Source organism: Mucilaginibacter kameinonensis, from assembly GCF_003675385.1.
GTDB lineage: Bacteria > Bacteroidota > Bacteroidia > Sphingobacteriales > Sphingobacteriaceae > Mucilaginibacter > Mucilaginibacter kameinonensis.
In genome coordinates this window covers 1,319,430-1,344,605 of the sequence record NZ_RCWZ01000002.1, presented here as the reverse complement: position 1 = coordinate 1,344,605, position 25,176 = coordinate 1,319,430, and the positions used below count along the sequence as shown (strand labels likewise).

Below are 25,176 nucleotides of genomic sequence, written 5' to 3'. Positions count from 1 at the left end.
TCTAATGTTATCAATAATAATTTGCAGATTTAAGCAAATTATAACCCAAAGACTCATCTGCCCAAAAGATGGGTAAAGCCGATGAGTAATATTTTTTAAGAGGGAATCTTATGTCCTTTGACCTGAATTCTGATTTTTTTGAGATTGCATTCAACGTGTCCGAGCACACAGAGGCTATGCTTGCTTATTGGGATAAAAACCTGATTTGCCGGTATGCCAATAAAGCTACGGCCGATTGGTTTGGCATTACGCCAGACCATATGATCAATAAATCGCACCTTTCAGAAATTTTAGGAAGTTTATTTGATGCACAAACGCCATACATCAATGCGGCATTGGATGGCAAAATACAGGTTTTTGACCAGGTAATTCACTTGTACTCGGGTAAAGCTAAAAATGTGCGTGTAACTTACCATCCAGATTACGTTGATGGCAAAGTAAAAGGGTTTTACGCGCATATGGCCGATATCAGCCCATTAAATAACCACCAGGCCGATGAAGAAACAGGAATTGAGCTACCGGAGTTTTTAACCCAAAATGATCAGTTGCTTGAAAATGTTGCTAAAACGCTAAATGAAAACCTATTTACCGGCTTTCCAAGTATCTCTGCCCTTGCAAAAAAACATTTTGTATCCGAGTCAAAACTAAAACGGGATTTTAAGCAAAGTTTCGGAAGAACAATCTTTTCGTATTACAGGTACCTGCAAATGGAGATAGCTGACAGGTATATCCGGGAAAAGCGCTGCAATAAAAACCAGATGGCGGTAATGCTTAATTTCTCCAACCCGTCAAATTTTTCGGCATGTTATCATAAATATCTGGAAGAGAAATTAGCAGACCAGGAAATTACCGAGCCTAAAAAAGAAAACATAAACCATTACACAACGCTGATTGATGACGCACCGATAACCATTGCAATGTTTGATGCCGAAATGCATTTTATTGCAGCTTCAAAAAGCTGGGTTGCCGAATACAATCTTCAGGATACAGATTTCAAAGGAAGAAGTATCTACGAAATACTACCCGACACAAAAAAGAAATGCGAAAAGCAACATCTTCATTGTTTAAAGGGCAATATTTATCAGTGCGATGGCTTGTTATTAAAAAAGAACAATGGCATTCGCAGCTGGTTAAAATGGAATATTTACCCGTGGTTCAATGTAGCCGGAGCGGTTGGCGGATTATGCGTACATACCGAAGATATTTCAAAAGTTAAGGCTATTGAAAAAGAGAATGAACGGGCTGCTAAACTTTTAAAAAGGGCTGATACTTTTTCAAAAATAGGCACCTGGACCAGGGACATGCTTACGCATACCACCCAGTGGGATAAGGTTATACAAAACATTCTTGAACTACCCGACCATTTTGTGCCTGATATAAAAGCAGCCTGGAAATTTGTAAAAGAAGGCAAAAGCCAAATTCTGGTTAAAAAAGCTTTAAAAAACTCATTAAGGTATGGGGCCCCCTTTGACATTGAGGTTGAAATGATAACTGCCGGCGGCAATTTAAAACGAGTTAGGATTATTGGGTATCCCGAACTTCAGAATAATAAGTGTCAAAAGCTATCAGGAATACTTTTTGATGTTACCCCTCTTTAATTATAAAAGCTATCATTATTTAATACAATTCTTTGACCGCAAGCGCCTAAATACCCGCCATTCATCGTTGTACAAAAAACTTTTTAGCTATTTGGTGAATGTTACGAATTAATGGGCATTTGCGCTTTTATCACCAGTATTTTATCTTATTTTGAAATTCTTTACACTTTACAGAAATCAAGATATAGTAAAAATATATTCGATCTGTAACAGTTTAATAACTTAACTATCACTCACAAAAAAAATGCACAAAATGGATAGACAAAAGACACTTTATAGCTGATAGGTATCAAAAAGCATCAATCAGCGCCTTTTACAGGTATAATTTGACCTTTTATAGGTTGAAATAAGAATGGAAGTATACATATTTTTATTACGTAAACATCAAATCAAAAGTTTCAAAAAAATTACAATTTGTTTACTGGGGTAGAAAAGTAGGGAAAGAAATATTAAACCAATGGACAACCTAAACCTAATATCATGACTCGAAGAAAACCAAATTGGATATTTATGGCCATAAATATCTGCAAGTAACCCTGCAATTTTATTATAACCTAAATAACATATGCTAACCAACTAAAATTGACAACCTAATCGAATCCAATCTTATGCACAGCAAAGTTTATTACCCAGTTAGCTCATATATCAATAATGATCAAAGATCTATTGGTATTAATGACACTCAAGATTTACATTTTGGTAAAATTGTAGAGCGAATTGTGAGGCGTGACCACATGGGAATAAGTGAAATCGCCCGGAAACTGAATGTTAGCCGCCGAACCTTGTATAATTGGTTCAACACCAAGAGGCTAAGCTTTGATATCATTTGCCAGATAGGCATTGTTATAGAGCATGATTTTTCAAAAGAATTTCCGAATGAATTTGCCATGAGGTTTAATTCACAAAGTGCCGAAAAAGATATTGAAACTCATGAGGCAAAAGATGCACCTCTTGATGCAATATACTATTGGATGGACAAATACATCAAGCTGCTTGAAAAATTCAACGAAGCTTTACGCAATGATAACACGGTAAAACTTGATTAATAATCACCTGCTTTTTAATCATTTAAATATTGATAAAAACATACTTTCTCTTTTAACGCACCAATAAGTTAGCCGCTATAAAAAGCAGCCGGCTTATTGCTGCTTTCGTTAATACAGCTACCCCTCCTGCGCCCTGCCACTGTATCTGCAGATTTTTCTTAAACAACCCTTTTAGCTGATCCTATAATTTCACGTACCATGCTTTTCAATTCGTTTGGGTTCGGAATATTTCTGATAGTAGTATTCGCGCTTTATTGGTTTGTATTTAACCGCAAATTGCAACAGCAAAACCTGTTGCTGATGGCGGCAAGCTATTTCTTTTACGCTTGCTGGGATTGGCGCTTTCTATTTTTGCTGATATTTTCAACCCTGCTTGATTATTTCACAGGCTTAAAAATGTACCAGGCAAAAAGCCAAAAACTCAGAACTTTTTGGCTTTGGTTAAGCATAACAATAAACCTGGGCTTTTTAGGCGTTTTTAAATATTACAACTTCTTTGCAGCTTCACTGGCAGCTGTATGCGCGAATATCGGCATTCATTTAAACCCGCTTACACTGAATGTTATCCTGCCTGTCGGGATCTCCTTTTACACCTTCCATGGCTTATCCTATGTAATTGATGTTTTTAAAGGCCGTATTAAAGCCGAGCGAAACTTTATCGACTATTCATTATTCGTAAGCTTTTTTCCGCTTTTAGTAGCCGGCCCTATTGAGCGTGCCACACATTTGTTGCCTCAGGTAAAAGCACCAAGAAAATTTGATTACCAGGAAGCCATTAACGGCCTAAGACAAATACTTTGGGGCCTGTTTAAAAAAGCTGTCATAGCCGATCAATGCGCCGACTATGCTAACCTGATATTTGCCAACAGCGCCCACTATTCGGGAAGCACGCTGGTTTTAGGCGCCATATTTTTTGCGTTCCAGATCTATTGCGATTTTTCGGGCTATTCAGACATGGCCCTGGGCATTGCCAGGCTTTTCGGATTCGAACTGCTCAGAAACTTTGCATTCCCTTATTTTTCGCGGGATATGGCCGAGTTTTGGCGCCGGTGGCATATCTCGTTATCATCATGGTTCAGAGATTATTTGTACATACCACTTGGGGGCAGCAAAACCGGAACCTGGCTCAAGGTACGCAACACCTTAATAATTTTCCTGGTGAGTGGCTTCTGGCATGGTGCCAATTGGACGTTTATTATCTGGGGGCTTCTGAACGCGTTATTCATTCTCCCCTCCATCCTGTTAAAAACCAACCGCAATCACCTCGAAATTGTTGCTAAAGGCAAGGCCTTGCCAACGGCCCGCGAGTTTATGCAAATGGTGATCACTTTTATACAGGTTATTTTCGCGTGGATCTTTTTCCGGGCAGACAGCGTCACACAGGCGTTTAAATACATTGGTAGCATCTTTTCAAAATCGCTTTTCTCTGTACCTCAATTGGATGTTAGCAGAGAGCAATTGCTTGAAGTTATCCTCCTTATTATCACCTTTATTATAGTGGAATGGCAGGGCCGGGAAAGCCAGTATGCCATAGAAAAATTAACCTGGCTAAGGAGAAGGGGCTACAGATTAGCATTTTATTACACACTAATCATCGTGATATTTTTATTTACAGGTAAAGAGCAGCAGTTTATTTATTTTCAGTTTTAAGCCATGCACCGCTTTTTAATTAAAACCCTAACATTTGCCTGCGCGGGCTGTTTGCTCGTGTTGGCTATAGCCTTAATTCCGGGTTATCTGGTAAGTAAGCTTTCGAAATTCAACATAAAAAAAGACGATACTATCGTAATCTTTGGCCATTCGCATTCTGAGTGTGCATATGACGACACGCTTATACCAAAGCTCACCAATCTTTCGCATTCGGCTGAATCTTATTTTTACACCTTTCAAAAGGTTAAAAAATATCTGTCGCAAAATCCGCAGATCACAACCGTTTTAATTGAGTTCTCCAATAACCAGATTGCTCCTAAAATGGACGACTGGACATGGGGATATACCTATATGTCGAACATGTTCCCACAATACGCATCATTTATGGGAGTATCAGATTTTAAGGTACTTGCTCAACACAATTCAAAATACTTCATGAATTGTATAGGTATAGCTGCCCGTAGCAACCTGATTAAGGCTGTTTCATTTAATTACAACTATACCGGAAAAACGGGAGGTTATTTTAAAATAGAAGGTACCAAACCATTGCCGGCGACTAATCCCGCAGGGCAACACATTAAAGCTTCACCAAATGAAAGCACGATCTCAACAACTAATATTCAATACCTGAGGAAAATAATAGACTATTGCAACGGCATGCACAAAAACGTTTTCCTGATCAGGAGCCCTCAGCATCCACTATATGAATACAGAAGTAATGAGGCTGAGTTTTCGTTGATCCGCCAACGTTATTTCAGCGATATAAAGTTTCTTGACTTCAATAACTTTCCGCTAAAAAATGATGAGTTTGCCGATTTTGGTCATTTGAATTATAAAGGAGCTATCAAATATTCGACATACATAAAACAACAGATCATGAACGGAATGCTTGCTCCTCCCCCAACACATTCCGTAAAATCGTTTGAAAACAGGCAGTTGGTAACCTTTAACCACTAATAATCAACAACAAACAACTAAACTATATTGACGAGCCCGGTACAATTGCATCGGGCTTTTTTTACACCCATTTGCTATTACATCAACATTTATTCTCAAACACGGCTTTTATCACCTTTACGAAAGTAAATCGGTAGGCTAATTAGTAATATTCGGCTACAAATTTTAATTTTAAACCAACCCTAAATAATCACCCTTTCATAAATCAAACCAAAATGAGGCTAATTAAAATATGCAATCGCCCCTGGGTGTTGGGTATATTATTTTGCACAATATGGAGTGTAAACCCAATCATAGCCCAAATACCAATCCGTGACCCGCATACCCCAGGGTATGTTACAGCTACGGAATTACCGGATGGAACCAACCCCTCGCCAAATGCTAATGGGAATTTTATTATCGGCCCTACTCATAATCCCGCGCCGGAATCAGTGGTACAAGCCAATGTGCCGCAGGGCACGATATACCGGTTTACCATGAACTCGAAGGAAAGTAAAATTTATCCGGGTATAACCAGGGAGCCCAATACATTTGGCACGCCAGATCCGGCTAATCCCGTCAAACTTATAGTTACAACAAGTCACCCAGCTCCATATGCCCGCCAGGTAGCGGTTTATGTTCCTAAACAATATGTCCCCGGTACTGAGGCTCCATTCATCATTGGCACTGATGGGCCCGACGACTTACTATTCACGGTCCTGAACAACCTCATTGCCGAAGGAAAGTTGCCACCAATGATTGCTATATCAATCGGCAACGGTGGTGGCGACGCACAGGGTAGCCAACGGGGCCTTGAATATGATACTATGAACGGCAGATATGCAGAATTTGTTGAAACTGAAGTGCTGCCACTTGTAGAAAACAAATGCCAGGTAAAATTAACCAAAGACCCGGATGGCCGTGCCACTATGGGTGGCAGCTCCGGCGGATCATGTGCCCTGATCATGGCCTGGTTCCACCAGGAATGGTATCACAGGGTGCTCACCTATTCGGGCACCTACATTAACCAGCAATGGCCCTATAACCCGGAAACACCACATGGTGCCTGGGAATTTCATCAGCACCTGATTGCCAGAAGCCGGCCAAAGCCATTAAGAATCTGGCTGGAAGTGGGCGATCAGGACCTTCTTAATCCAAATGTAATGCGCGACGGGATGCATGACTGGGTACTTGCAAACGAAAATATGGCCAAAGAACTCGCGGCTAAAAACTATCAATATCAGTTTATTTTTGCGCGCAACGCCCATCATGTAGACAATAACGTCAGAAAACAAACACTTCCGGAAGCATTAGAATGGCTTTGGAGAGATTATCATTCGGTAAACGCGGCAAAATTATAACTGAACTGATTCGTTTATAAAGTCTTATAAAACAAAAAAGCTCTGACTTTCGTCAAAGCTTTTTTGTTTACCGGTAGTCGGGATGGCAGGATTCGAACCTGCGGCCTCCACATCCCAAATGTGGCGCGATACCGGGCTACGCTACATCCCGTTTGGCTTTCGCCGGGTATTATGATTCTTCCAATCAGAAAATAAAACCCTCTAAACTTTCAATTTAGAGGGTTTTTGACACTTGGTATCGCTTTTGTCGGGATGGCAGGATTCGAACCTGCGGCCTCCACATCCCAAATGTGGCGCGATACCGGGCTACGCTACATCCCGTCTCCCTGATTGGGTGTGCAAAAGTAGGATTTTAAATCAAGTTGCAAAATTTTTTTTGAAAGATTTTTCAAGTATTCATATAATCTACTCATTAACAAAATATTGCCCTAAAATAAATTTTGTGTGATTTTTCAGGCGAAATAAAAGCCTTCCTTCCATCATATAATTATCCATGAATTTTGGTTGATTTTCAATATTGCAATGAAAGGGCCATTGCGCGCAATAACCAAATAAAAGCCGATATTTATATTCAGATGATTGAACGACTACCCAAAATATATCTTTACCGCAGACTTGTGCAGGCCAAATTGTTCATTGATAAAAATTATCATGAAGCTATCGACCTGAATGACATTGCCGACGAGGCATATTTTTCCAAATTTCATTTCATAAGGCAGTTTAAAAACATTTATGGCAAAACGCCGCATCAGTACCTCATTAAAGTAAGGATTGAAAATGCCAGCTTGCTCTTAAAAAAGAATATTCCGGTCGCTGATGTTTGTTATGCGGTAGGTTTTGACAGTATTACTTCCTTTTCGGCTTTGTTTAAAAAGGTCACCTCCTGTTCACCTGCAAATTATCAGCAGGCTGAGTTAAAAAGGCAAAATGAAATGCGGCAGTCGCCCCTTAAATTTATACCGTCCTGTTTTGCCGGTGAAAAAGAATGGCTGCAAAAACGCAATTTTCAATAAGCTTCATTCTTTAATGATCTCGATTTTTGGTTTATCAAAACAAAACACAAATGATAACCAAAATGAACCATGTGAGCGTATTTGTGCTTAACCAGGACAGCGCTTATGACTTTTACGTAAACAAACTGGGCTTTAAGGTAAATACCGACGCAGCAATGGGTCCCGGAATGCGCTGGCTTACTGTTTGCCCTCCGGAGCAGCCCGAATTGGAAATATCGCTCATGGCCATAAGTGAAGGCATGATGTTCGATTCATTGGCAGCGCAGCAAATGCGCGAATTAGTACAACGCGGCACCTTCGGATTTGGCGTTTTTGAATGTGATGACCTGATAGCTACTTATGAAGAGTTAAAAGCCAAAGGGGTTGAGTTTACAAAAACCCCCACTAAAGAGTTTTACGGCTTTGAAGCTCTGTTTAAAGACGACTCGGGTAACTGGTTTTCATTGGGTGAAAAGAAAAGTTAGTTATTCATTTTGCGCATGGCGCAAAACCACCCCAATTATGGCACAAACGCCAAGGTTCAAACTTTGATTTTGGGCGGAGATTTGTATCAATCAATCTTTAAAACGTCATGGAAAATCAAACCACCAACCACCAAACTGATGCCCTTATCAATTTACTGGCAGTATTTGAAGATACTGCCAGTAATATGTTATCAACCGTTGCTTTATTTAATGAGCAGCAAATAAACATAACACTTTCACCGGATAGCTGGACAGCCGGACAAATAGCTGAGCACGTTTTTAAATCTGCATCACAACTTATCCCTGTACTTAACGGAGCCGGCAAGCCCGCAGAGAGAGACCCAGACGAAAAGGTAAAAATGATTAAAGACCTTTTTCTTGATTTTGAAGCTAAGTTCAAATCCGCGCCTGGCATATGGCCATCAGACGGGCCTCATCAAAAAGCAGGGCTTATCGATTTATTACAAACAGCTATCTCCCAGGTTAGAGAGGTTATTAACAGCAAAGATCTTTACGCGATCAGCACAGAACTGGTAGTTCCTTTCTTCGGCGAACTTACCCGGCTGGAGTGGCTGTACTTGATTTGCTATCATACCCAAAAACACATCCACCAGTTAAAAAACATCAGGCAAGCTTTGTGATTTTGGCAGGGTTACAGGCACGCTCTTAACTTTTAAATTTACAAGGTAAATAACAAGCCACAGCAAACCTATCAGCGCGTATACGCAAAGAATAATAAGCGATAAACCACTTACCGAAGCACTCTGGTTACCTTGTTGCATAAACAGCGTAAGTATTGACAAGCCAACTCCTGCACCTAAAAAGTAAGTGGTAGTACCCAGGCTTGATGCCAAACCGTAGTGTTGTTTAGGGATATTTTTTACAGCGAGCACAGATAAACTTGTAAAACAGATGGTCATGCCCAAACCGGATATAAAAGCGGCCGACAACAGCAGCAAAGGGAGCGAATAGCCTGCAAATACCGCGCAAACTAAAACCAGTCCGCCGGTTAACATGCAGCACATCCCCAGTAAGCCGGTTTGCTCGGTTGTGAGGCGTTTCATAATGCCCGGCAGCATAAACTTGGCCACAAGTGCCGACAATAAGCTAAAAGGCACCAGCAGCAAACCAGACTTTGCCGCATTATAACTCATATCCTTTTGCAATAATTGAGATATGATAAACAGGTACCCGGTAAAAAAGGCCCCCAGTAAAATGAATACACCATTGGCGGTAATAACCGATGATGCTTTAAAAACCGATAGATCAATAAGCGGATTCGCACGACGGGTTAAACGGACGTAAAGCAACCTTGTACTAACCATTACACCCAAAGCGCAAAGCAAGATCATGCTAAGTTGTTGTTTAATATCGCCCAGCTGATGTACGCCATAGCTTAGCATCAACAAGCTAATTACCAATAAAACGCCCGAAAACAAATCGGGAGAAGGTTGTTTTTGTTCAGAAGTATCATTGGCCAGGTAAAACCAACCTACAATGATAATAACGGCCAGCACAGGCACATTGATCAGGAACACCCAATGCCATCCCATGTAGGTACTGATAATTCCGCCTACCGAGAGGCCAATACCCGAGCCAACTGCCGCGAACGAGCTAAAAATCCCGATTGCTTTGCTCCGCTCCCGCTCTTCGGTAAAAGTATGCGTTATGATAGAGAAGGCTGATGGCATGATCAGCGCCGCCGCTAAACCCTGCATCGCCCTCGATAAACTAAGAAACATAAAGGTACCGGCCAAACCCGCGCCCAGGGATGTTAACAGAAACAGGACAGCACCTGCTATGAAGATCTTTTTTGGCCCCACAACATCCGATAGTTTGCCGCCAATAATCAGGAAGCCGCCATACAGCAAAACATATAGCGTTTGCAGCCATTGAACCTGGTCGTTGGTTACCAGAAACTGCTTTTGGATAGCGGGAATGGTGAGGTTGATAATAGCGATATCAAGCGCTTCAACAAATATGGCCAGGGAGGCGATGATGAGGATCTTGTTCTTTTGCAGCGACATAATTATATTTTTTGTCCTTTCAAAATTAGATCAACGGAAATTAATAACATTATTTATTATAATTTTGGAACACAATAGAAAATAAAAGCATCACAAAAGAACAAACATTCTATTAGCCCCTTCATATGGCCTATCAAACAGAACAAGAAAAAGCTGGTATCCAACTCGACGAAAAGGATTATGAAATATTACGATTGGTTGAACGAAATGCCAAACTTACAGTACGGGAGATTGCGGTAAAGATTAACTTAAGCCCTACTCCCACCCATGAACGCATTAAACGCCTTGAAAAAGCCGGAGTAATTAAAAACTACACCGCTATTTTAGATAAGCGGCTATTAAACAAGCGCATTATGGTGATTTGCATGGTAACCCTGCGCGAGCACAGCCGCAAAGCGGGCGCGGATTTCATTAACGCCGTACTTGAATTTGACGAGGTGATAGAGTGCTATAATATCTCCGGTGATTTTGATTTTATGCTCAAGATCGTGTCTGAAAGCATGGATAGCTACCACTCTTTTTTTGTAAATAAACTAAGCGAGGTAAAAGGAATTGGCCATTCAAAAAGCACTTTTGTAATGGATATCATTAAAGAAACCAACCATTTACTTTAGTTACAGGCAATAGCGACATCCGCTAATCCGTTTATATGTCCGGATAATTAATCGGTTCAACATTATGTTTTATCGATTCATTGGCCGGCTTATCAAATCGTTATCATAATTTTAAGCCAACTAAAACTGCTATTTTATCGTATTTATTACCAACCGGGTTTATAACGGATATATATGACTACAAAACATTTACTGCTTACGTCTAAAATTATAGGTTGCATATTAATAACTACTGTTTTTTTCTCGTGTAAAAAAGAAAAAACTGTAGTTCAGCCACAAATAACTCCTGTAACATTGGGTTTATATGAATATGCCAGCGGTATAAACAAACGGATATTTTTACCTGTTACACTCGTTGGAACCAAGGCTGTAACCTATTATACCGTATTTGATACCGGTTCATCGGGCATGACGCTTGATGCAACTGACATTATACCTGCATCTATGATCACCTCATCGGGCTTCCAGTTTACCGGAGACTCTACTGTTGTAAATGGAATTACAATAACCAGCACCAAAGGCACAATTAGCTTTGGAGATCAGCTAAGTTCAACTAAAGAATATGGCAACTTAGCCTACGCCAACATTACCATAGGTGATGCGCAGGGCAATCTTGCGTTAAAAAGGGTACCCTTTTTTTTATATTACAAAATAGTTGATGAAACAGGAGCTAAACTGCCTGCTCACGCCAGCGATGTTTTTGGCGTTGGCCCCGGCACAAGCTATGTAACCAGTGAAATTCAAAGCCCTTTAAGATATTTCAATACCGGCACCAACCTCACCAGCGGGTTTAAATTGGCTACGTTAAACAAAAGCTTATTTTCAACCAGCGGTACTTATGTAAGCAACCTTTTAACCATCGGACTAAACAATAGTGATCTTTCATCAGCCGGATTCATCATGCATCCGCTTAGTTATTCGAACAGCGGTGGCTACTCACCTAATATCCCGGCAACTATAACGTACAGTGGCAAAACTATTTCCGGGCAAATCCTGTTTGACACAGGCACACCTTCAACCACAGTTATTGAAGACAGGCTGGCAACTACCTCAACAGGCAGCCTGCCCGCAAATTCAACTGTTACAATAACCACCAACCAAGGCTTTGTTTATACCTATACAACATCAAGTACAGGCAATCTTACGGAGGTACAAAATCCTAATAATACCGGAGATTATCGCACAATTTTCAGTCTCGACTTTTTCATTAGCAATGAATACCTAACTGATTACAGCAACCACCAAATCGGCTTGAAAAACAATTAAGCATTAACTATTAAAATGCAGGCCATATTATCTTTTAAAAAGCCTGCCTTTTAAAACCTTATCCATTACCTCGTCATAAAAGCTTTGCCCAACGGTAATTTTAGTCCCATTAAGATTAAGCATATTACCCTCGATGTTACTGATCATGGTTGTATTAACTATATAACTTTTGTGTACCTTAATAAACTTATCAACCGGCAGCTTTTCTTGTAAGCCTTTGATGGTTAGGTATACTATAAGCTTTTTATTCAAGGTATATAGTGTTACGTAATTAGCCATGGCTTCAATATAAACCAAGTCGTCATATTGCACCCGCTCAATTTTGCCATCGCACTTAACATAAAAATGGTCGGCTTCATTTTTTTCGGGCGATGCCTGTTGCTTTAATATATACAGATCAAGCGCTTTTTGTGAAGCCTTCAGAAAGCGTTCAAGCGAGAATGGTTTTACGAGATAATCAACCACAGCCATTTCAAATCCCTCAAGTGCATATTCGCCGTAAGCTGTTGTCATGATCACCATGGGCAATTTTACCGCCGACCGCAGAAATTGAAAACCATTCATCTTTGGCATATTCACATCAAGAAAAATCAAATCGATATCCAGTTTATTGATCAGGCCGGTGGCTTTAAGCGGATTTTCGGCCGTACCCGACAATACTAAAAAGTCGGCCTCTTCAATATATTCCTGCAGCAACTTACGTGCTATTGGCTCGTCATCTATAATCAGGCATTTAAGTATCATACGTTCTGCAGTACTAAATTTATTTCAAAACTATCGCCACTATCGGTTATATCAAGCTTATGTTTTTCAGGGTACAGGATCTCCAGCCGCCGTTTTGTATTGGCTATCCCCAGGCCCGATGAATGTTCATCCCTGCCTGCAAAACTATCTTTAGTATTATACACTTTAAAAATCAGCTTTTCTTCCTCCTGCTTCAGGCTTATATCCACCTTATTTATTCTCCCTTCGTTAAACCCCACGTATTTAAAGGCATTCTCCACAAACGCTATAAATAACAGGGGCGCTACAAAAGCTTGTCCGTTAATATTATCTGCGTAAAAACTCACATTAACCTCTTCATCAATTCTCCCTTTTTGAATAGCTATGTAATTTCGGATATAGTTGATCTCGCGGTTCAAGTCTATTTGCTCTACATTACATTCGTATAATTGGTAGCGCAGCATTTCCGAAAACACCAGCAGCATATCACGTGCATCCTTATTTGATTTATCGATATGGGCATAAATCGAATTAATGGAGTTAAAAAGAAAATGAGGGTTAAACTGCGCCCTTAAAAAATTAAGTTCATTGGTGGCTTTCTCCTTTTCAATCTGCTCAATATAAACCTGCGCCCGCATTTTTTCAATCACCATTTGAGCTCCCAGGATGCAAAGCACCCAAAACAGGATATTAACAAATGAGTCGGCAAAAACAGAAACAGCATTAAACCGGGCATTCATATTAAATAAGTGTACCGTAACCCAGGCCGATACCGGAACCCTCAGAAGCGCTGTGATCAATATTCCCGTTAAAAAAACAAGACCGAATTTTATGTATTGCTTTTTATTAAGCAAATACGGAATTGCATAAAGTGTGTTGAGGTAATAATTAGCCGAAATAAATACGAGGTAACAAAACTGAATGGTTATGGCATGAGTTAACACCAGCGTACCGTTCCTGAAAATAAAAATCCAGAAAAGGTACGCCAGCAGCCAAAATGCGATGTGATATACTACTTTGTTGAATTTCAATTTTTCAAGGTTATTTAATCAGTTTATCATTCAAAGCTTTATAAAGCAATTTACAATTAATTATTGCCCGTGGCAGCATCAGGAAATGGCTGACCTTTATGACATGTAATACAGGAAACTACCAGCGCCTGGTTGCCTATGCCAGGGTGTTTAAGCTTAAAATACTTTTTATTGATACCGATGGTCATGCGCATCATTTGCCGGGTAATTTCTTTTTCGGGCTTCGCGTCGCTTACAAAGTCCAAACCATGGCCATCTTTAGCGTTGGCATGGCAAAAGCCACAGGTAACACCAAGACCATCCTCAAAATCATCGGCCATGATGCTTTGCAAATCGTGCGAGCTGATATCCCTTGGCAATACTTTCAGGTTTTCATAATGCACAGGCTCAGGTTTGTTAGTTATTGCCGCGGTACAGGTCACCGAAGCACCTAATACCACAATAACGCAAAGCTTTCTATTTATTTTTACTTCCATAACTTCTTTACCCTTTCCTTGCTGTTACACTGATATCCACCTCAAGTTCATCGGCAATGGTGCTTACACCGCCTATCCCAAAATCTTTCCTGTTTATCTTAAATCCCCCTTTAAAAACATAACCGTCGGCAGCAGGTGTGGCCGAAAAAGGGAATGATACCTGCTTTGCCTTACCTTTTATAGTTAGCACTCCCGTTAGCTGGTACATTCCACTTTTATTTAATTCGGCCACTTTTCCCGAAACCAACCTGATTTTGGGAAAATTCTTCACGTCGAAATAGCCTTCACCGCGCAGGTGCTCATCACGTAAACTATTATCGGTATTTACTGATGACGCGTTGATACTTACATCAAAACTGCTGTTAGCTACGTTTTGGGGATCAAAATTGATGTTACCGTCAAACCCGCTAAAAGCGCCATCAACATCAAATCCCAGGTTTTTAATGGTAAATTTCAAACCTGAACCCTGCTCAATAGGCTTATACTGAGCTTTACTCTCTGTCGCTAAGCCGATCATCAGTAACAGCAACAACAAATTCCTTTTCATCCTATACTTTTTCATTATTTCTGTTCAGTCGTTTTTTCAGCATCAATCAATGGGATATCAGTGATCGCAAGCGAGTGATCATGCTCCACATAGTTTACACTGGTCAATCCTAAAAAACCACGAAGCTTTTCTGCTGGTACCTTCATAGGGCCGGGCGATGCCGCGCTGCCCGGAGCGGGCTGAGGAAATGCCGTTGAATTGGCCGTATGAAAAGTAATATTACCTTCAACCTTTTGAATCGTTTGGTGAATATGCCCGTTCAATACCGATACCGATCCAAAGCGTTTAAGTAAGACCAGTGCCTGCGCACTATCATCGGTACCCCAACCCCATTGCGGGTAAATAGCCCAAAGCGGAATATGCGCGAACACAACTATTGGCGTACTGTTGGATAGCGGCTTCAGATCATTCTCAAGCCATTTTAGCTGAGCAGGTCCGATGTACCCTAAGCCCCCGTCAACATGATTGGTTACATTTACCAGGCCAATAAAATGCACACCATGCGAATCAAAACTATACCAGCCGTCGCCTAAAGTACCTTTACCATAGCGTTCAAGATATAGCTTACCATTATCGGTAACATCATGTTCGCCGGGTACATAAAATATCTTTTCGGTTTTAACAGTCTTCAATGATTGCTCAAGCGTGTCAAATTCATCGGCCTGCGCCAGGTGCGACAGATCACCAGTGTGCAATACAAATGAAGGTACGCTGGGCATATTGTTGATCTTGGCTATCGTGGCGTTCAGCGTACTTACCACGTCAGGATTGGCGGCCTTATTAAACCCGATATGACTATCGCTGATCTGCACAAAACTAAAATCAGATTTGGGTACTATTAACCCTTTTTTGAGCCCACCGGTAACCCGGTCAATCATTTGGCTCATCCCATATGACTTCAGCACCCCGCCAGTCATCATCCATAATACGCCGGTACCGGCCCAGGCCATACATTCAAGAAAACCACGGCGGTCTATTCCATCGTTACCGGTATTGTGGTCTGAGTTTTCATCAACATGAAAGTGATTTTTCATATAGTTGTTTTTTTTGTCTTTAATGAATTACAGCACTAAAGAACACAAACAACTCCCCCTGGCACAGTATTTTACATGAACCCACACAATTACTTGATGAACACGATTTAAGGGCGATATCCGGAGGTTATCCTGCTGCCAATTCGTTGGCCGAAACATTGGGTATTAAATAACAAAAGGCCGCTGCAATGGATGCAGCGGCCTTTTGTTATTTGATTCAATTTTGAATCAATATTTACTTTTTATTACAGATTTCGGTAACAGCGGTACGGCGTGTAGCAGTATAAACTACGCCGTTTACCATTTCGTACCCTGTAGAAACGCTTTGTGAGTAGCGCTTTAAAATAATGCCCGTATTGTTATCAATAAGTATCGACCCGTTGATGCGACTGTTTAAGCTCCCCCCCAAAACTGATGTTTTATAAGTAACTACTGTAGTTTGCCCGTTAATGGCATAAACCGTATAATTGGTTTCGGCCGATGATGTGGTGGCTTTCCATGAATAACCCTTTTTTAGTGTAACATTAACCGGAAAATCAACCATAAATTGCAATGTGCTACCTGGCGATAAATGCTCTGGTTGAATCCCCGCAAATGATAAAAGTGTATCATTTGCCGTTACAGGCCTTTTTAAATTAGTGATCTCGCCTTTATTATTTACTGAAACTACAGCAGCGCTATTTACAATTTTCTGCAGGCCAACCTGGATAATAGAATTTGGATCGGCAGGCTTACCTGAATGATATATCAGGTTCTGGTTCATGGCATTAATGGTATCAACAAGCTTATCGGTTGTAATAGTAAAAGACACACCCTTTTCAGAAGCATCCGTTACCTTGTAAGTTTTGGCTACTATCGAAACCGAGCCAACATGAAGGTTTTGGCTACCACGTTGTAAAACACAATTTGATTTTGTAATTACCTGCCTTTGAAACTCATCTCCCTGTTTAAACCTTACCTGCGCAAAGGTAATACCACTCGCAAAGGCCAGTATAGCAGCTAATATATATTTTAACACAATTGGGGTACTTTTCATTTTAGCGTTTTGTTATAATGCCCTTAAATGCCTGGCATTACGTCATAACTGTTATTTTTTCCTGTTCGAATGGGATTTGCCTCTTGCCTTATCTTCCTTTCCGGTTGGCACAGCCAATTTAAATCCGGTATTTTCAGGAATTTGAGGGATAGACCATGGATTAATATCGCCCGTTGGTTGTAAAACCGGCATCGCATCCGTTATCTCTGGCATCACTGGCACCGGAACTTTTATCATATTTATTTTTCCGGATACTGTTGGTTCAACTGAAGCCGGTGGCAATTCGGGCGATTCAGGTAAAGGCAGATCTATCACCTGCGAAAACTGAAGATCCTGCATAGCTTGCTTTGGCAGATGCGGGGTTTCGGGAGCTTCAGGTGTGGGTATTTTCGGCAATCCAGTACCAACTCCATCAATATTAGGCTGACCTGGGACGTCAACTACTGGTGGATTTGTGCCAATTGCAGCCAGTGCAGGCGCCTGAGTTGCGGAAACAAACGGCTGCGAAACCACAGGAATATCTGTAAGTGTAAGCACAATAGGTTTGCCGGCCGAACTATTGCCCGGTGTATTTCCTTTGTTTATTGTACCCGGTACTAACGGAGGCGGCACATTCCAGTCCGATTGATTATTTCTGTTTTGGGCAATGGCATGATCCATGCCTCCCAATACAGCAACCAACCCGACCAAAACTGATAGCAATCTATTTCGCCGCCTATTTTTCTTCTTTTTTTGGACGATGTATAACATTCGCATTTTTGTGTCTTTCTGCAGAAAGCGATCGTTTTTAAAACAATCAGTGAGTATTATTTTATGAATATTCTTGTTAACTAAATCAAATTTTAAGCGATAGCTGAGGAGTAAAATCACATCAGGCATATCGGTTTGTTTATACGGACAAAGCCACCAATAAAGTTAATCGTTTTTATTAAATCGCTGTGTTCAGCGTCCAATATAAACCTATTGCATAGCTGTTGTAATATCCTCAGTAAAACTAAGCTTTATCCTGCTATACCAAAATACCAACTGCTTTGTATTGTGTGAGGTTTAGCAGCTCCATAAAATTGTATCATCAAACACCACAGTGAATTTTGTACCTCCCCTAATGGTTTTGATATTAACAGTTTTGTATCACCTAAATTAAAAAAATCATGGAAAGTAATTTAAACTACCTTGTGGGCTTTATTTCTATAATTTGCATGGGGCTATCAACCATGTATAAGCTTAAATTAAACAAGCTGCAGGGAACGGGCCGAATCCCTAACATTATCAGTGCAAGGCACCGTCAAATTGTATTTTTTGTATTAGCCGTTATGTCGGCCCTGATAATACTTATAGCCTGATTGCTGATCAACATCAAATCGTTATCTTTAACCGGGACCAGCAACCGGCTATGAAATACTTTTTATTCTTTCTGCTTATTTTAACTGTAATTCCGTGTTCCGGTCAAAATATTGATAGTTTAAAAAAGATTGTTTTCAGCAACGCATCGCAGCAAAAGCGTTTAGCGGCAGCTACCCGATTGGCCTCCTACCCGATTGAGCAAAATCCGGATGAAATTATCACGGTTGCCAAAGCTGGTTTAAATCTGGCCAATAAGCTGAACAATAAAAAAGCGATTGCCCTGCTATCCCAAACTTTAGGAAAAGCCTATTATCAAACCAACTCGTATGATTCTGCCGCTTACTATTACAATACAGGTGCTATTATACTTGGTAAAACAAATGAGCAGTATATTTTAACAAATGACTACAGCAGGTTAGCTAAAGCCTACGTTAAACTAAAAAACTATGATAAAGCGATTGAGTTTTACACGCTGGCTGTTTCATATGCCCCCCAAACCGGCGACCGTAACGAACTGATGCAAGCTTTAAACCAACTTGGGGAGGTATATGAAGCTAAAAATAATTATCGGGAAGCTTTAAACTACTTCAGGCAGTCTTTTGATATCAAAGACTCTTTAAACCTTGTAAAGCAAACAAACCAAAACACTTCCGAAACATATAGCCATCAATTTATGGGCGATGTTATGGGGAGTATCAGGCAAAGCCAATCGGTGCAGGAAATTCTAAAAACCATCGATATCAAAAAATCATTAAATGATACCCTGGCACTTTCAATAAATTATTTTAACCTGGGCGTACTTTATAAAAACAAGCAACAATATGGGCAATCTCTTGATGCTTTAAAAAACTGCCTGCAGTTTGCCACCCAAATAAATTATGCCGACATGCAAAAAAGTGCCACGAATGAGTTGGCTGACCTGTATGAACGAATGGGAAATTATGAACAGTCGCTTATTTATTTAAAAAAGCATGCAGCAATTAAACCAACAAGCAGCAGTACTGTTGATGAACTACAGGCAAAATATGAAATAAGGCAGCGGGAAGACCAGGTGCTACAACAGCAGTTTGAAATTACAAAACGGAATTACTGGATGGCAGGTACAGGAATTTTCATACTGCTGATGTTATTTTCAGCTTTTTTCTACTACAAACAAAACCAGTTAAAACAACGCAATATCGCGATGCAAGCAATCATTGCAACCGAAGAAAGCGAAAGACGCAGAATTGCCCAGGATTTGCACGATAGTGTGAGCCAAACTATTTCGGCAGCCAAGATCAATCTCCAGGTTATTGGCAGCGAATTACCATTTATAAATAACGAACAAAGAAACCGTTTTGAAAAAGTGATCACTCTTGTTGACTATGGATTTAAAGAGGTAAGGACAATATCGCACAATATGATGCCCTGGGCACTACATAAAACGGGGCTTGCAAAGGTAATTAAACAGTTTATCGAAAATATCAGGAACGACAATATCACAATAAACTTTTTCAGCAACGGTTTTGATTCACCTTATGACGATACCACCGAAATCATCTTATACCGGGTACTGCAGGAAAGCGTAAACAATGTAATGAAACATGCCCAGGCCGATAGGCTTGACATTTCATTGATTAGAAACGACGAAAGTATCAGCCTCACCATTGAAGATAACGGCAAAGGGTTTGACACAACCAATCCTGACATTTTTAAGGGGATGGGGTTAAATAACCTGCGGTCGCGGATTAATTTTTTAAATGGCAAGGTTGAATTTGATTCGCAGGTTAACAGGGGAACGCTTGTATCTGTCTACATCCCATTCACTAAGAAAAACTCATAAATTATATTGTATTATAAAGCGGTTAAGTTCAACCGGGTTTTTCAGGTTAAGCTTCTGCATAATATTTTTACGATGCGTCTCGACAGTATAGATACTTAGGTGAAGGTGATCTGCCATTTGCTGATTGGTAAAATTCTGCTTTATAAATTGTAAAAGTTCAGTCTCTCTCTTGGTAAGCTGAAATTGTTTCAAAAAAGGATCCGTCTCGTTAAGCGATGAACTAACTGCAGGTTGTTTATACGGAAAGCAAAGCTGCCCCCCTGCTACCGATCTCATCACACTTAACAGCTCTGCCTTTTCGGCATTTTTGAATAAGTAGCCATTAGCGCCTTCGGTTTTTGCCTTTTCAATCAGATGCTCTTCATTATAGGTAGAAAGCATGATCACCTTAATTTTAGGATAATAGTCCTTTATCCGCTTAAGCACTTCAAAGCCGTTAATGCCTGGCATATTGATATCAAGCAATACAAGGTTAGGCGTATGGGTATGTAACAAGTGCAGCATTTCCTTTCCATTAGCTGCAACACTTACAACTTCAATATCCGGCTCGCCCTGTAATAACATACGTAAACCGTTTATGAATAAGGTATGATCATCGGCAATGATTACTGATAGTTTTTCCAACGTATTTTCCATCTTTAAATTCACCATAAATCTATACTTTATCCTGATCCTATAAAATACCAACTGCTTTGTATTGTACCCCCGCGCAACCATTCATAAAATTGTTTATATAAAGCAAGCCGGAATACATATAGAAACAAGGGCCCGCCAATACCAAATAAACCAATTACCTTAAACTATTAACCTAAAAAGTAATGCAGTTTTTTGTTAGCACATTTATTATAATGCTGATTTGTATAATCGCATTACTAAAGGATGAATCTTATGACAACGGTGTAAGTTTGCCAAGGTCTTCAAATAAACTCCCAAGTCCGGGGAAGCACCGGTTAACAAAATGTAATAATGTATCAAATACAACTCTGGCGATAGCACCTCAGTTAATTATTGATAAAAACGAATCACAAACCGAGGTATTTGCCACATTATTGACGGAAAAATTCAGCAAGCCTTCTGCATTGAGCAAAACAACAATACCAACAAAAAGTAACATTCACCTCCATCTAAATGGTCAAAAAGATGCTAATCTGGCAAATATATTCTGCTTTCCATGCGGATTGAGCCTGTTTGCGCCCACCGACAGTTATTTTAACAAGTATCTTAAGGAGTTTCAGCATTAACAAATGACAATTTCAGAGCGAGAAGCACCTCATGTTATCAATCGCCTGGCTTCTTTTTAAATCCAAATGAATAAAAATTCATTATTTTTTTGATTAAAAACATGCTGATAACAATAATTTAATTATTATTTATCATTTAAAAATAAAAAATAATCAATAAATAAAGTTTAAAAAAATATAAAAAATACTAATTAAATAAAATCAAAACACTACAAGTCAATGACTTAAAAAAACATATATTTTATTTAACTATTATAAGATAAAAGGTTTTACCAATAAATTTATAACAAGGCGCCAAGTGTCACATTTTTTTTACCAAAAAATATTATTATTTTTAAAAATCAGAAACACACAATTTTAGCTAACCATTTATTTTATCTTAAATCGTAAAAAAAGGACACATTTTACAGCTTATCACCTTAATATTTTTCATAACAAGGCATTTATAAGCAATTTTCTTCTTATTTTTATTTGCAACCCCACGCAATAGCTTCAAAAATTAAAATTCACACAAAATTTATATGAATTTTATATGAAGAATTTAAAAAACTACTCATTTTTAGTGGTTTTGAAACAACGTTTTATCAAAATTTTTATAAATATTTTAATATACAGGAGGAATATTAAACTTTTTTCAACTTTTTTTTCATTTTATTACAAAAATTGTAGTTTTGGGTATTAACTAAAACTGATTTTTTAACAATGAAAAAACTCCTACTCGCAAGCTGGTGTTTGTTCATGCTATTTATTAGCGTGGTACATGCACAAAACAAAACGGTTACCGGCCGGGTAACTTCAAAAGACGATGGACTACCGCTACCAGGCGTGTCCGTGAGAGTTGTAGGTACCACTCTTGGTACACAAACAAATGCAGATGGTAAATTCTCTTTAACTACCCCAGCATCTGCAAAATCATTAAGCTTCAGCTTTATCGGTTTTACATCAACAACAGTCGAAATTACTTCGGCTCCTTTGGATGTTAAATTATCAAGCAGTGCTAACAAATTATCCGAAGTGGTAATTACCGGTGCTTACGGTACTAAACAATCATCACGTTCGGCATCGTATGCTGCGCAGGTAGTAAAGTCAGACGCGTTGAACACCATCCGTCAGCCTAACGTTAACAACGCGTTAGCCGGTAAGGTTGCCGGTGTTCAGGTACGCAGCCAATCGGCAGCGGCGCTGGGCCGTAACACCAACATCAGGCTACGTGGTGCTACTGGCTTTGGTAGCGGTAACAACCCTTTATATGTTGTTGACGGTACAATTATGCCAAACGCCGACGATTTGAGCAATGACGACATCGACAACATCAGTATCCTGAATGGTCCTGCTGCATCTGCACAATTCGGTTCACAAGGTGCTTATGGTGCAATCGTTATCAGTACCAAAAAAGGTAAAAAATCAAAAGGTGTTGGTGTTGAGCTGAACCTTGGCGCTAACTTTGACAAGGCTTACATCCTTCCAAACTACCAAAATACTTATGGCGGTGGTGCTTCTGCCGATTTCATCCAGTACCACTGGAAAGATGGTGATCCTGAAGGATGGAAAGCGTTAGATGGCAAATACTATCCGGATTACACCGACGATAGCAGCTGGGGGCCTAAAATGGTTGGCCAGGAGTATATTCCATGGTATGCTTGGGCCGCAGGCACCAAATACTCTTTCAAAACAGCAAAATGGACACCTCAGCCAGACAATGCTAAAGATTTCTTCCGTACCGGTGTAGCTTTAAACAACAGTGTTGCATTCACCAAAGCTGCCGATGATTATAACATCAGGATGTCGTACAATAACCAGCATACTACCGGTATAGTACCTGAAACCTGGTTAAATAAAAACAACTTCACCCTGAACGCCAACTTTGATCTTAACAAACACCTTACAGCAGGTGCAAGCATCAACTATTCTGGCACACAACTTCATGGCCAAATTAGCGACGCTTATGCAAGTGCATCAAGCGGTTCATTCAACTCATGGTTCCACCGTGATCTGGATATGGGCATCATGAAAGAGTTACAGGACCTGAAATCTCCGGACGGAACTTATGTAAGCTGGAACCACCAGAACCCTAACTCATACGATGCATCTAACCCAGGCGCGTTTTATGGCGGCAACTACTGGTATAACCCATATTTATGGCAAAAACAGTGGCAAAATATGAACACCCGCGATCGTTTGTACGGAAATATCTATTTACAGTACAAAATCAACAACGATTTGAGCTTTAAGGTTACCTATCGCCGCAACCAAACCAATACCTGGAACGAAAACAAAATTTCGTCAGAAATTCAGGCAAGCGGTACCCAAACAGGTCAGAAAGCAACCTATGGTACTTCAAACACTTACTCAAACCGTGAAAACTATGAAACCTTGCTTAACTACGACAAGCAAATCAAAGATTTTCATGTGAATGTTAACGCCGGTAGCGATTTCTATAATTGGAGCTACAAAGATAACGGTGCTAATACCAACAACGGTTTAAGTGTTCCGGATCTGTACACCCTTGCTAACTCTGTTGACCCGATCAGCGCAAGCAACAGCAGGATCCAGGAGCAATACCGTGCAGTATTTGCAAAAGCTTCTGCCAACTACAAAAGAATTGTTTATGTAGATGCGACTTTACGTAACGACTGGTTCTCAACCATTTCTACAGTAAACGATGCAAACTCAGTATTATCAAAATCATTCGGTGGTTCATTCGTATTCAGCGAAGTATTGCCTGAATTTAAAGATTGGTTGAGCTATGGTAAAGTAAGGGGATCATGGGGCCAGGTACCATTAGCGTTAGGTACATCAACCGAAACATTTGGTGCTTACAGAAACAACACCCTTTATGGTATTGCCGCAAACAAATGGAATGGCTCTTTATTACAAGGTGGCCCAACTCAGTTTGTTGACCCTGCATTACATGGTACTACCACTACTTCAAAAGAGATTGGTTTGGATTTAGGTTTCTTTAACGACCGTTTAACTTTTGGTGCTACTTACTGGGCTGCTGATGATAAAGACATTCCACTGGGCTTAGCAGTTAACGCGGCCAGCGGTGTATCATCAATCCTTACCAACGTAGGTTTGATCAAAAGAAGAGGTCTAGAGATCACCGCAAGCGGCACTCCTATCAGGTTGCCAAACTTTAGCTGGACCATCAACACAAACTTTGCCCAGTTGCTTGACAACACAGTAGTTGAAATCAGCAACAAATATGGTGTTGACCGTGTGCAGGTTGCAGGTGTTTGGGGTACAGATATGCCATACCTGATCAACCAAAAAGGTAAATGGTGGGGCCAGATCTACGGTAACGGTATCAAACGTAACTCTGCCGGTATCCCTATCCTGACTTCATCTGGTGCTTACATCAATGATCCTAACGTATATTTCGGAAGCGCGTTACCTAAATACACAGGTGGTTTACAAAACACATTCACTTTGTTTAAAGACTTTGTGTTAAGCGCAAACATCGATTATCAGTTTGGTGGTAAATTCGTTTCATTATCAAACCGTTGGGGCCAGTATAGCGGCTTAACTGCTAACACTGCAGCACTTAACGATAAAGGAATGTCGGTACGTGACCCTGTTGCTGATGGCGGTGGTGTTAAAGTTACCGGTGTTGATGCCAACAACAACCCTGTTACTTACTACGTTGACGCAAAATCATACTACCAGGGTTTAACAAACAATAAAACTTACGACCCTTATGTATACGACCTTACTTTCATCAAACTTCGTGAGGTTGCTGTAGGTTACAACCTGCCAGTCAAGAAATGGGGCTTAGGCAATGTATTCCAATCAGCGAGGATTGATTTAACCGGTCGTAACTTATTGCTGATTTATGCTAAATCAAAAGATTTCGACCCATCAGAGATCAGTGCGACAGAAGGTGAAACTGCTCAGTACCCAGGTACAAGAGGTATCGGTTTCAACTTAAAAGTAACATTCTAAGCGAT

Annotated in this window: 22 protein-coding genes and 2 tRNA genes; 13 read left to right on the top strand and 11 right to left on the bottom strand. The window is 40.1% G+C overall.

Going from position 1 to position 25,176, the window contains the following annotated elements; all coding sequences use genetic code 11:
* Nucleotides 1-110 precede the first annotated feature (110 nt).
* The 5 genes from EAH55_RS12570 (at nt 111) to EAH55_RS12550 (ending at nt 6,591) form a co-directional block, all read left to right on the top strand.
* The gene (locus EAH55_RS12570) at nt 111-1,598 is read left to right on the top strand and encodes a PAS domain-containing protein (RefSeq protein ID WP_121809894.1); all 1,488 of its coding nucleotides are present in this window, start codon (nt 111-113) and stop codon (nt 1,596-1,598) included.
* A gap of 608 nt (nt 1,599-2,206) precedes the next feature.
* Entirely contained in the window at nt 2,207-2,644 is a 438-nt protein-coding gene (locus EAH55_RS12565; protein ID WP_121809893.1) for a helix-turn-helix domain-containing protein, read from the top strand.
* 198 nt (nt 2,645-2,842) lie between these two features.
* A complete protein-coding gene (locus EAH55_RS12560; RefSeq protein WP_121809892.1) occupies nt 2,843-4,294 on the top strand; it encodes an MBOAT family O-acyltransferase in 1,452 nt (483 codons plus the stop codon).
* A 3-nt stretch (nt 4,295-4,297) separates the two neighbouring features.
* Nucleotides 4,298-5,251, top strand: coding sequence for a hypothetical protein (locus tag EAH55_RS12555; RefSeq protein WP_121809891.1), 954 nt, complete (start codon nt 4,298-4,300; stop codon nt 5,249-5,251).
* Nucleotides 5,252-5,466: 215 nt separating this feature from the next.
* On the top strand, nt 5,467-6,591 hold the full coding sequence (locus tag EAH55_RS12550) for an alpha/beta hydrolase (RefSeq protein ID WP_121809890.1): 1,125 nt from the start codon (nt 5,467-5,469) through the stop codon (nt 6,589-6,591).
* A gap of 77 nt (nt 6,592-6,668) precedes the next feature.
* On the opposite strand, the gene EAH55_RS12545 is transcribed toward EAH55_RS12550, so the two are convergent.
* Together EAH55_RS12545 and EAH55_RS12540 are read right to left on the bottom strand one after the other, a co-directional pair.
* Nucleotides 6,669-6,742: transfer RNA gene (locus tag EAH55_RS12545), tRNA-Pro, on the bottom strand.
* Nucleotides 6,743-6,838: 96 nt separating this feature from the next.
* Nucleotides 6,839-6,912, bottom strand: a tRNA-Pro gene (locus tag EAH55_RS12540).
* Nucleotides 6,913-7,166: 254 nt separating this feature from the next.
* Between EAH55_RS12540 and EAH55_RS12535 the strand changes: the two genes are divergently transcribed.
* From EAH55_RS12535 to EAH55_RS12525, 3 genes are all read left to right on the top strand, one after another.
* Nucleotides 7,167-7,604, top strand: a complete 438-nt coding sequence (locus EAH55_RS12535) for a helix-turn-helix domain-containing protein (protein WP_121810060.1) — start codon at nt 7,167-7,169, stop codon at nt 7,602-7,604.
* A gap of 50 nt (nt 7,605-7,654) precedes the next feature.
* Nucleotides 7,655-8,068, top strand: coding sequence for a VOC family protein (locus tag EAH55_RS12530; RefSeq protein ID WP_121809889.1), 414 nt, complete (start codon nt 7,655-7,657; stop codon nt 8,066-8,068).
* Nucleotides 8,069-8,175: 107 nt separating this feature from the next.
* Nucleotides 8,176-8,709: a DinB family protein gene (locus tag EAH55_RS12525; protein WP_121809888.1), complete on the top strand. Its 534-nt coding sequence runs from the start codon at nt 8,176-8,178 to the stop codon at nt 8,707-8,709.
* Here EAH55_RS12525 and EAH55_RS12520 read toward each other — a convergent pair.
* Entirely contained in the window at nt 8,683-10,095 is a 1,413-nt protein-coding gene (locus tag EAH55_RS12520) for an MFS transporter (protein ID WP_121809887.1), read from the bottom strand. The two genes, EAH55_RS12525 and EAH55_RS12520, sit on opposite strands and share 27 nt — an antisense overlap.
* 125 nt (nt 10,096-10,220) lie before the next feature.
* Here EAH55_RS12520 and EAH55_RS12515 point away from each other — a divergent pair, with 125 nt between their 5' ends.
* Both EAH55_RS12515 and EAH55_RS12510 read left to right on the top strand, forming a co-directional pair.
* A complete protein-coding gene (locus tag EAH55_RS12515) occupies nt 10,221-10,709 on the top strand; it encodes an Lrp/AsnC family transcriptional regulator (RefSeq protein ID WP_114937292.1) in 489 nt (162 codons plus the stop codon).
* Between the two features lie 174 nt (nt 10,710-10,883).
* Entirely contained in the window at nt 10,884-11,975 is a 1,092-nt protein-coding gene (locus tag EAH55_RS12510; RefSeq protein WP_121809886.1) for a pepsin/retropepsin-like aspartic protease family protein, read from the top strand.
* Between the two features lie 27 nt (nt 11,976-12,002).
* Here the strand turns inward: EAH55_RS12510 and EAH55_RS12505 are convergent, their stop codons facing one another.
* The 7 genes from EAH55_RS12505 to EAH55_RS12475 form a co-directional block, all read right to left on the bottom strand.
* On the bottom strand, nt 12,003-12,719 hold the full coding sequence (locus tag EAH55_RS12505) for a LytR/AlgR family response regulator transcription factor (protein ID WP_121809885.1): 717 nt from the start codon (nt 12,717-12,719) through the stop codon (nt 12,003-12,005).
* On the bottom strand, nt 12,716-13,729 hold the full coding sequence (locus EAH55_RS12500; protein ID WP_121809884.1) for a sensor histidine kinase: 1,014 nt from the start codon (nt 13,727-13,729) through the stop codon (nt 12,716-12,718). Before EAH55_RS12500 ends, EAH55_RS12505 begins: the two co-directional genes overlap by 4 nt.
* Nucleotides 13,730-13,785: 56 nt before the next feature.
* Nucleotides 13,786-14,205, bottom strand: a complete 420-nt coding sequence (locus tag EAH55_RS12495; protein ID WP_121809883.1) for a c-type cytochrome — start codon at nt 14,203-14,205, stop codon at nt 13,786-13,788.
* A gap of 7 nt (nt 14,206-14,212) precedes the next feature.
* A complete protein-coding gene (locus tag EAH55_RS12490) occupies nt 14,213-14,767 on the bottom strand; it encodes a YceI family protein (RefSeq protein WP_121809882.1) in 555 nt (184 codons plus the stop codon).
* On the bottom strand, nt 14,767-15,786 hold the full coding sequence (locus tag EAH55_RS12485; RefSeq protein WP_121809881.1) for a metallophosphoesterase family protein: 1,020 nt from the start codon (nt 15,784-15,786) through the stop codon (nt 14,767-14,769). Before EAH55_RS12485 ends, EAH55_RS12490 begins: the two co-directional genes overlap by 1 nt.
* A gap of 235 nt (nt 15,787-16,021) precedes the next feature.
* Nucleotides 16,022-16,822: a hypothetical protein gene (locus tag EAH55_RS12480; RefSeq protein WP_121809880.1), complete on the bottom strand. Its 801-nt coding sequence runs from the start codon at nt 16,820-16,822 to the stop codon at nt 16,022-16,024.
* A 51-nt stretch (nt 16,823-16,873) separates the two neighbouring features.
* Nucleotides 16,874-17,701 (bottom strand): hypothetical protein, encoded by an 828-nt coding sequence (locus EAH55_RS12475; RefSeq protein WP_162996848.1) that lies wholly within the window; start codon nt 17,699-17,701, stop codon nt 16,874-16,876.
* 272 nt (nt 17,702-17,973) lie between these two features.
* Here EAH55_RS12475 and EAH55_RS12470 point away from each other — a divergent pair, with 272 nt between their 5' ends.
* Nucleotides 17,974-18,165, top strand: coding sequence for a hypothetical protein (locus EAH55_RS12470; protein WP_121809878.1), 192 nt, complete (start codon nt 17,974-17,976; stop codon nt 18,163-18,165).
* Between the two features lie 50 nt (nt 18,166-18,215).
* On the top strand, nt 18,216-19,988 hold the full coding sequence (locus EAH55_RS12465; RefSeq protein ID WP_121809877.1) for a tetratricopeptide repeat-containing sensor histidine kinase: 1,773 nt from the start codon (nt 18,216-18,218) through the stop codon (nt 19,986-19,988).
* Here the strand turns inward: EAH55_RS12465 and EAH55_RS12460 are convergent.
* Nucleotides 19,983-20,624: a response regulator transcription factor gene (locus tag EAH55_RS12460; protein WP_162996847.1), complete on the bottom strand. Its 642-nt coding sequence runs from the start codon at nt 20,622-20,624 to the stop codon at nt 19,983-19,985. The two genes, EAH55_RS12465 and EAH55_RS12460, sit on opposite strands and share 6 nt — an antisense overlap.
* 1,307 nt (nt 20,625-21,931) lie before the next feature.
* Here EAH55_RS12460 and EAH55_RS12450 point away from each other — a divergent pair.
* Nucleotides 21,932-25,171: a SusC/RagA family TonB-linked outer membrane protein gene (locus EAH55_RS12450; protein WP_121809874.1), complete on the top strand. Its 3,240-nt coding sequence runs from the start codon at nt 21,932-21,934 to the stop codon at nt 25,169-25,171.
* Nucleotides 25,172-25,176 lie beyond the last annotated feature (5 nt).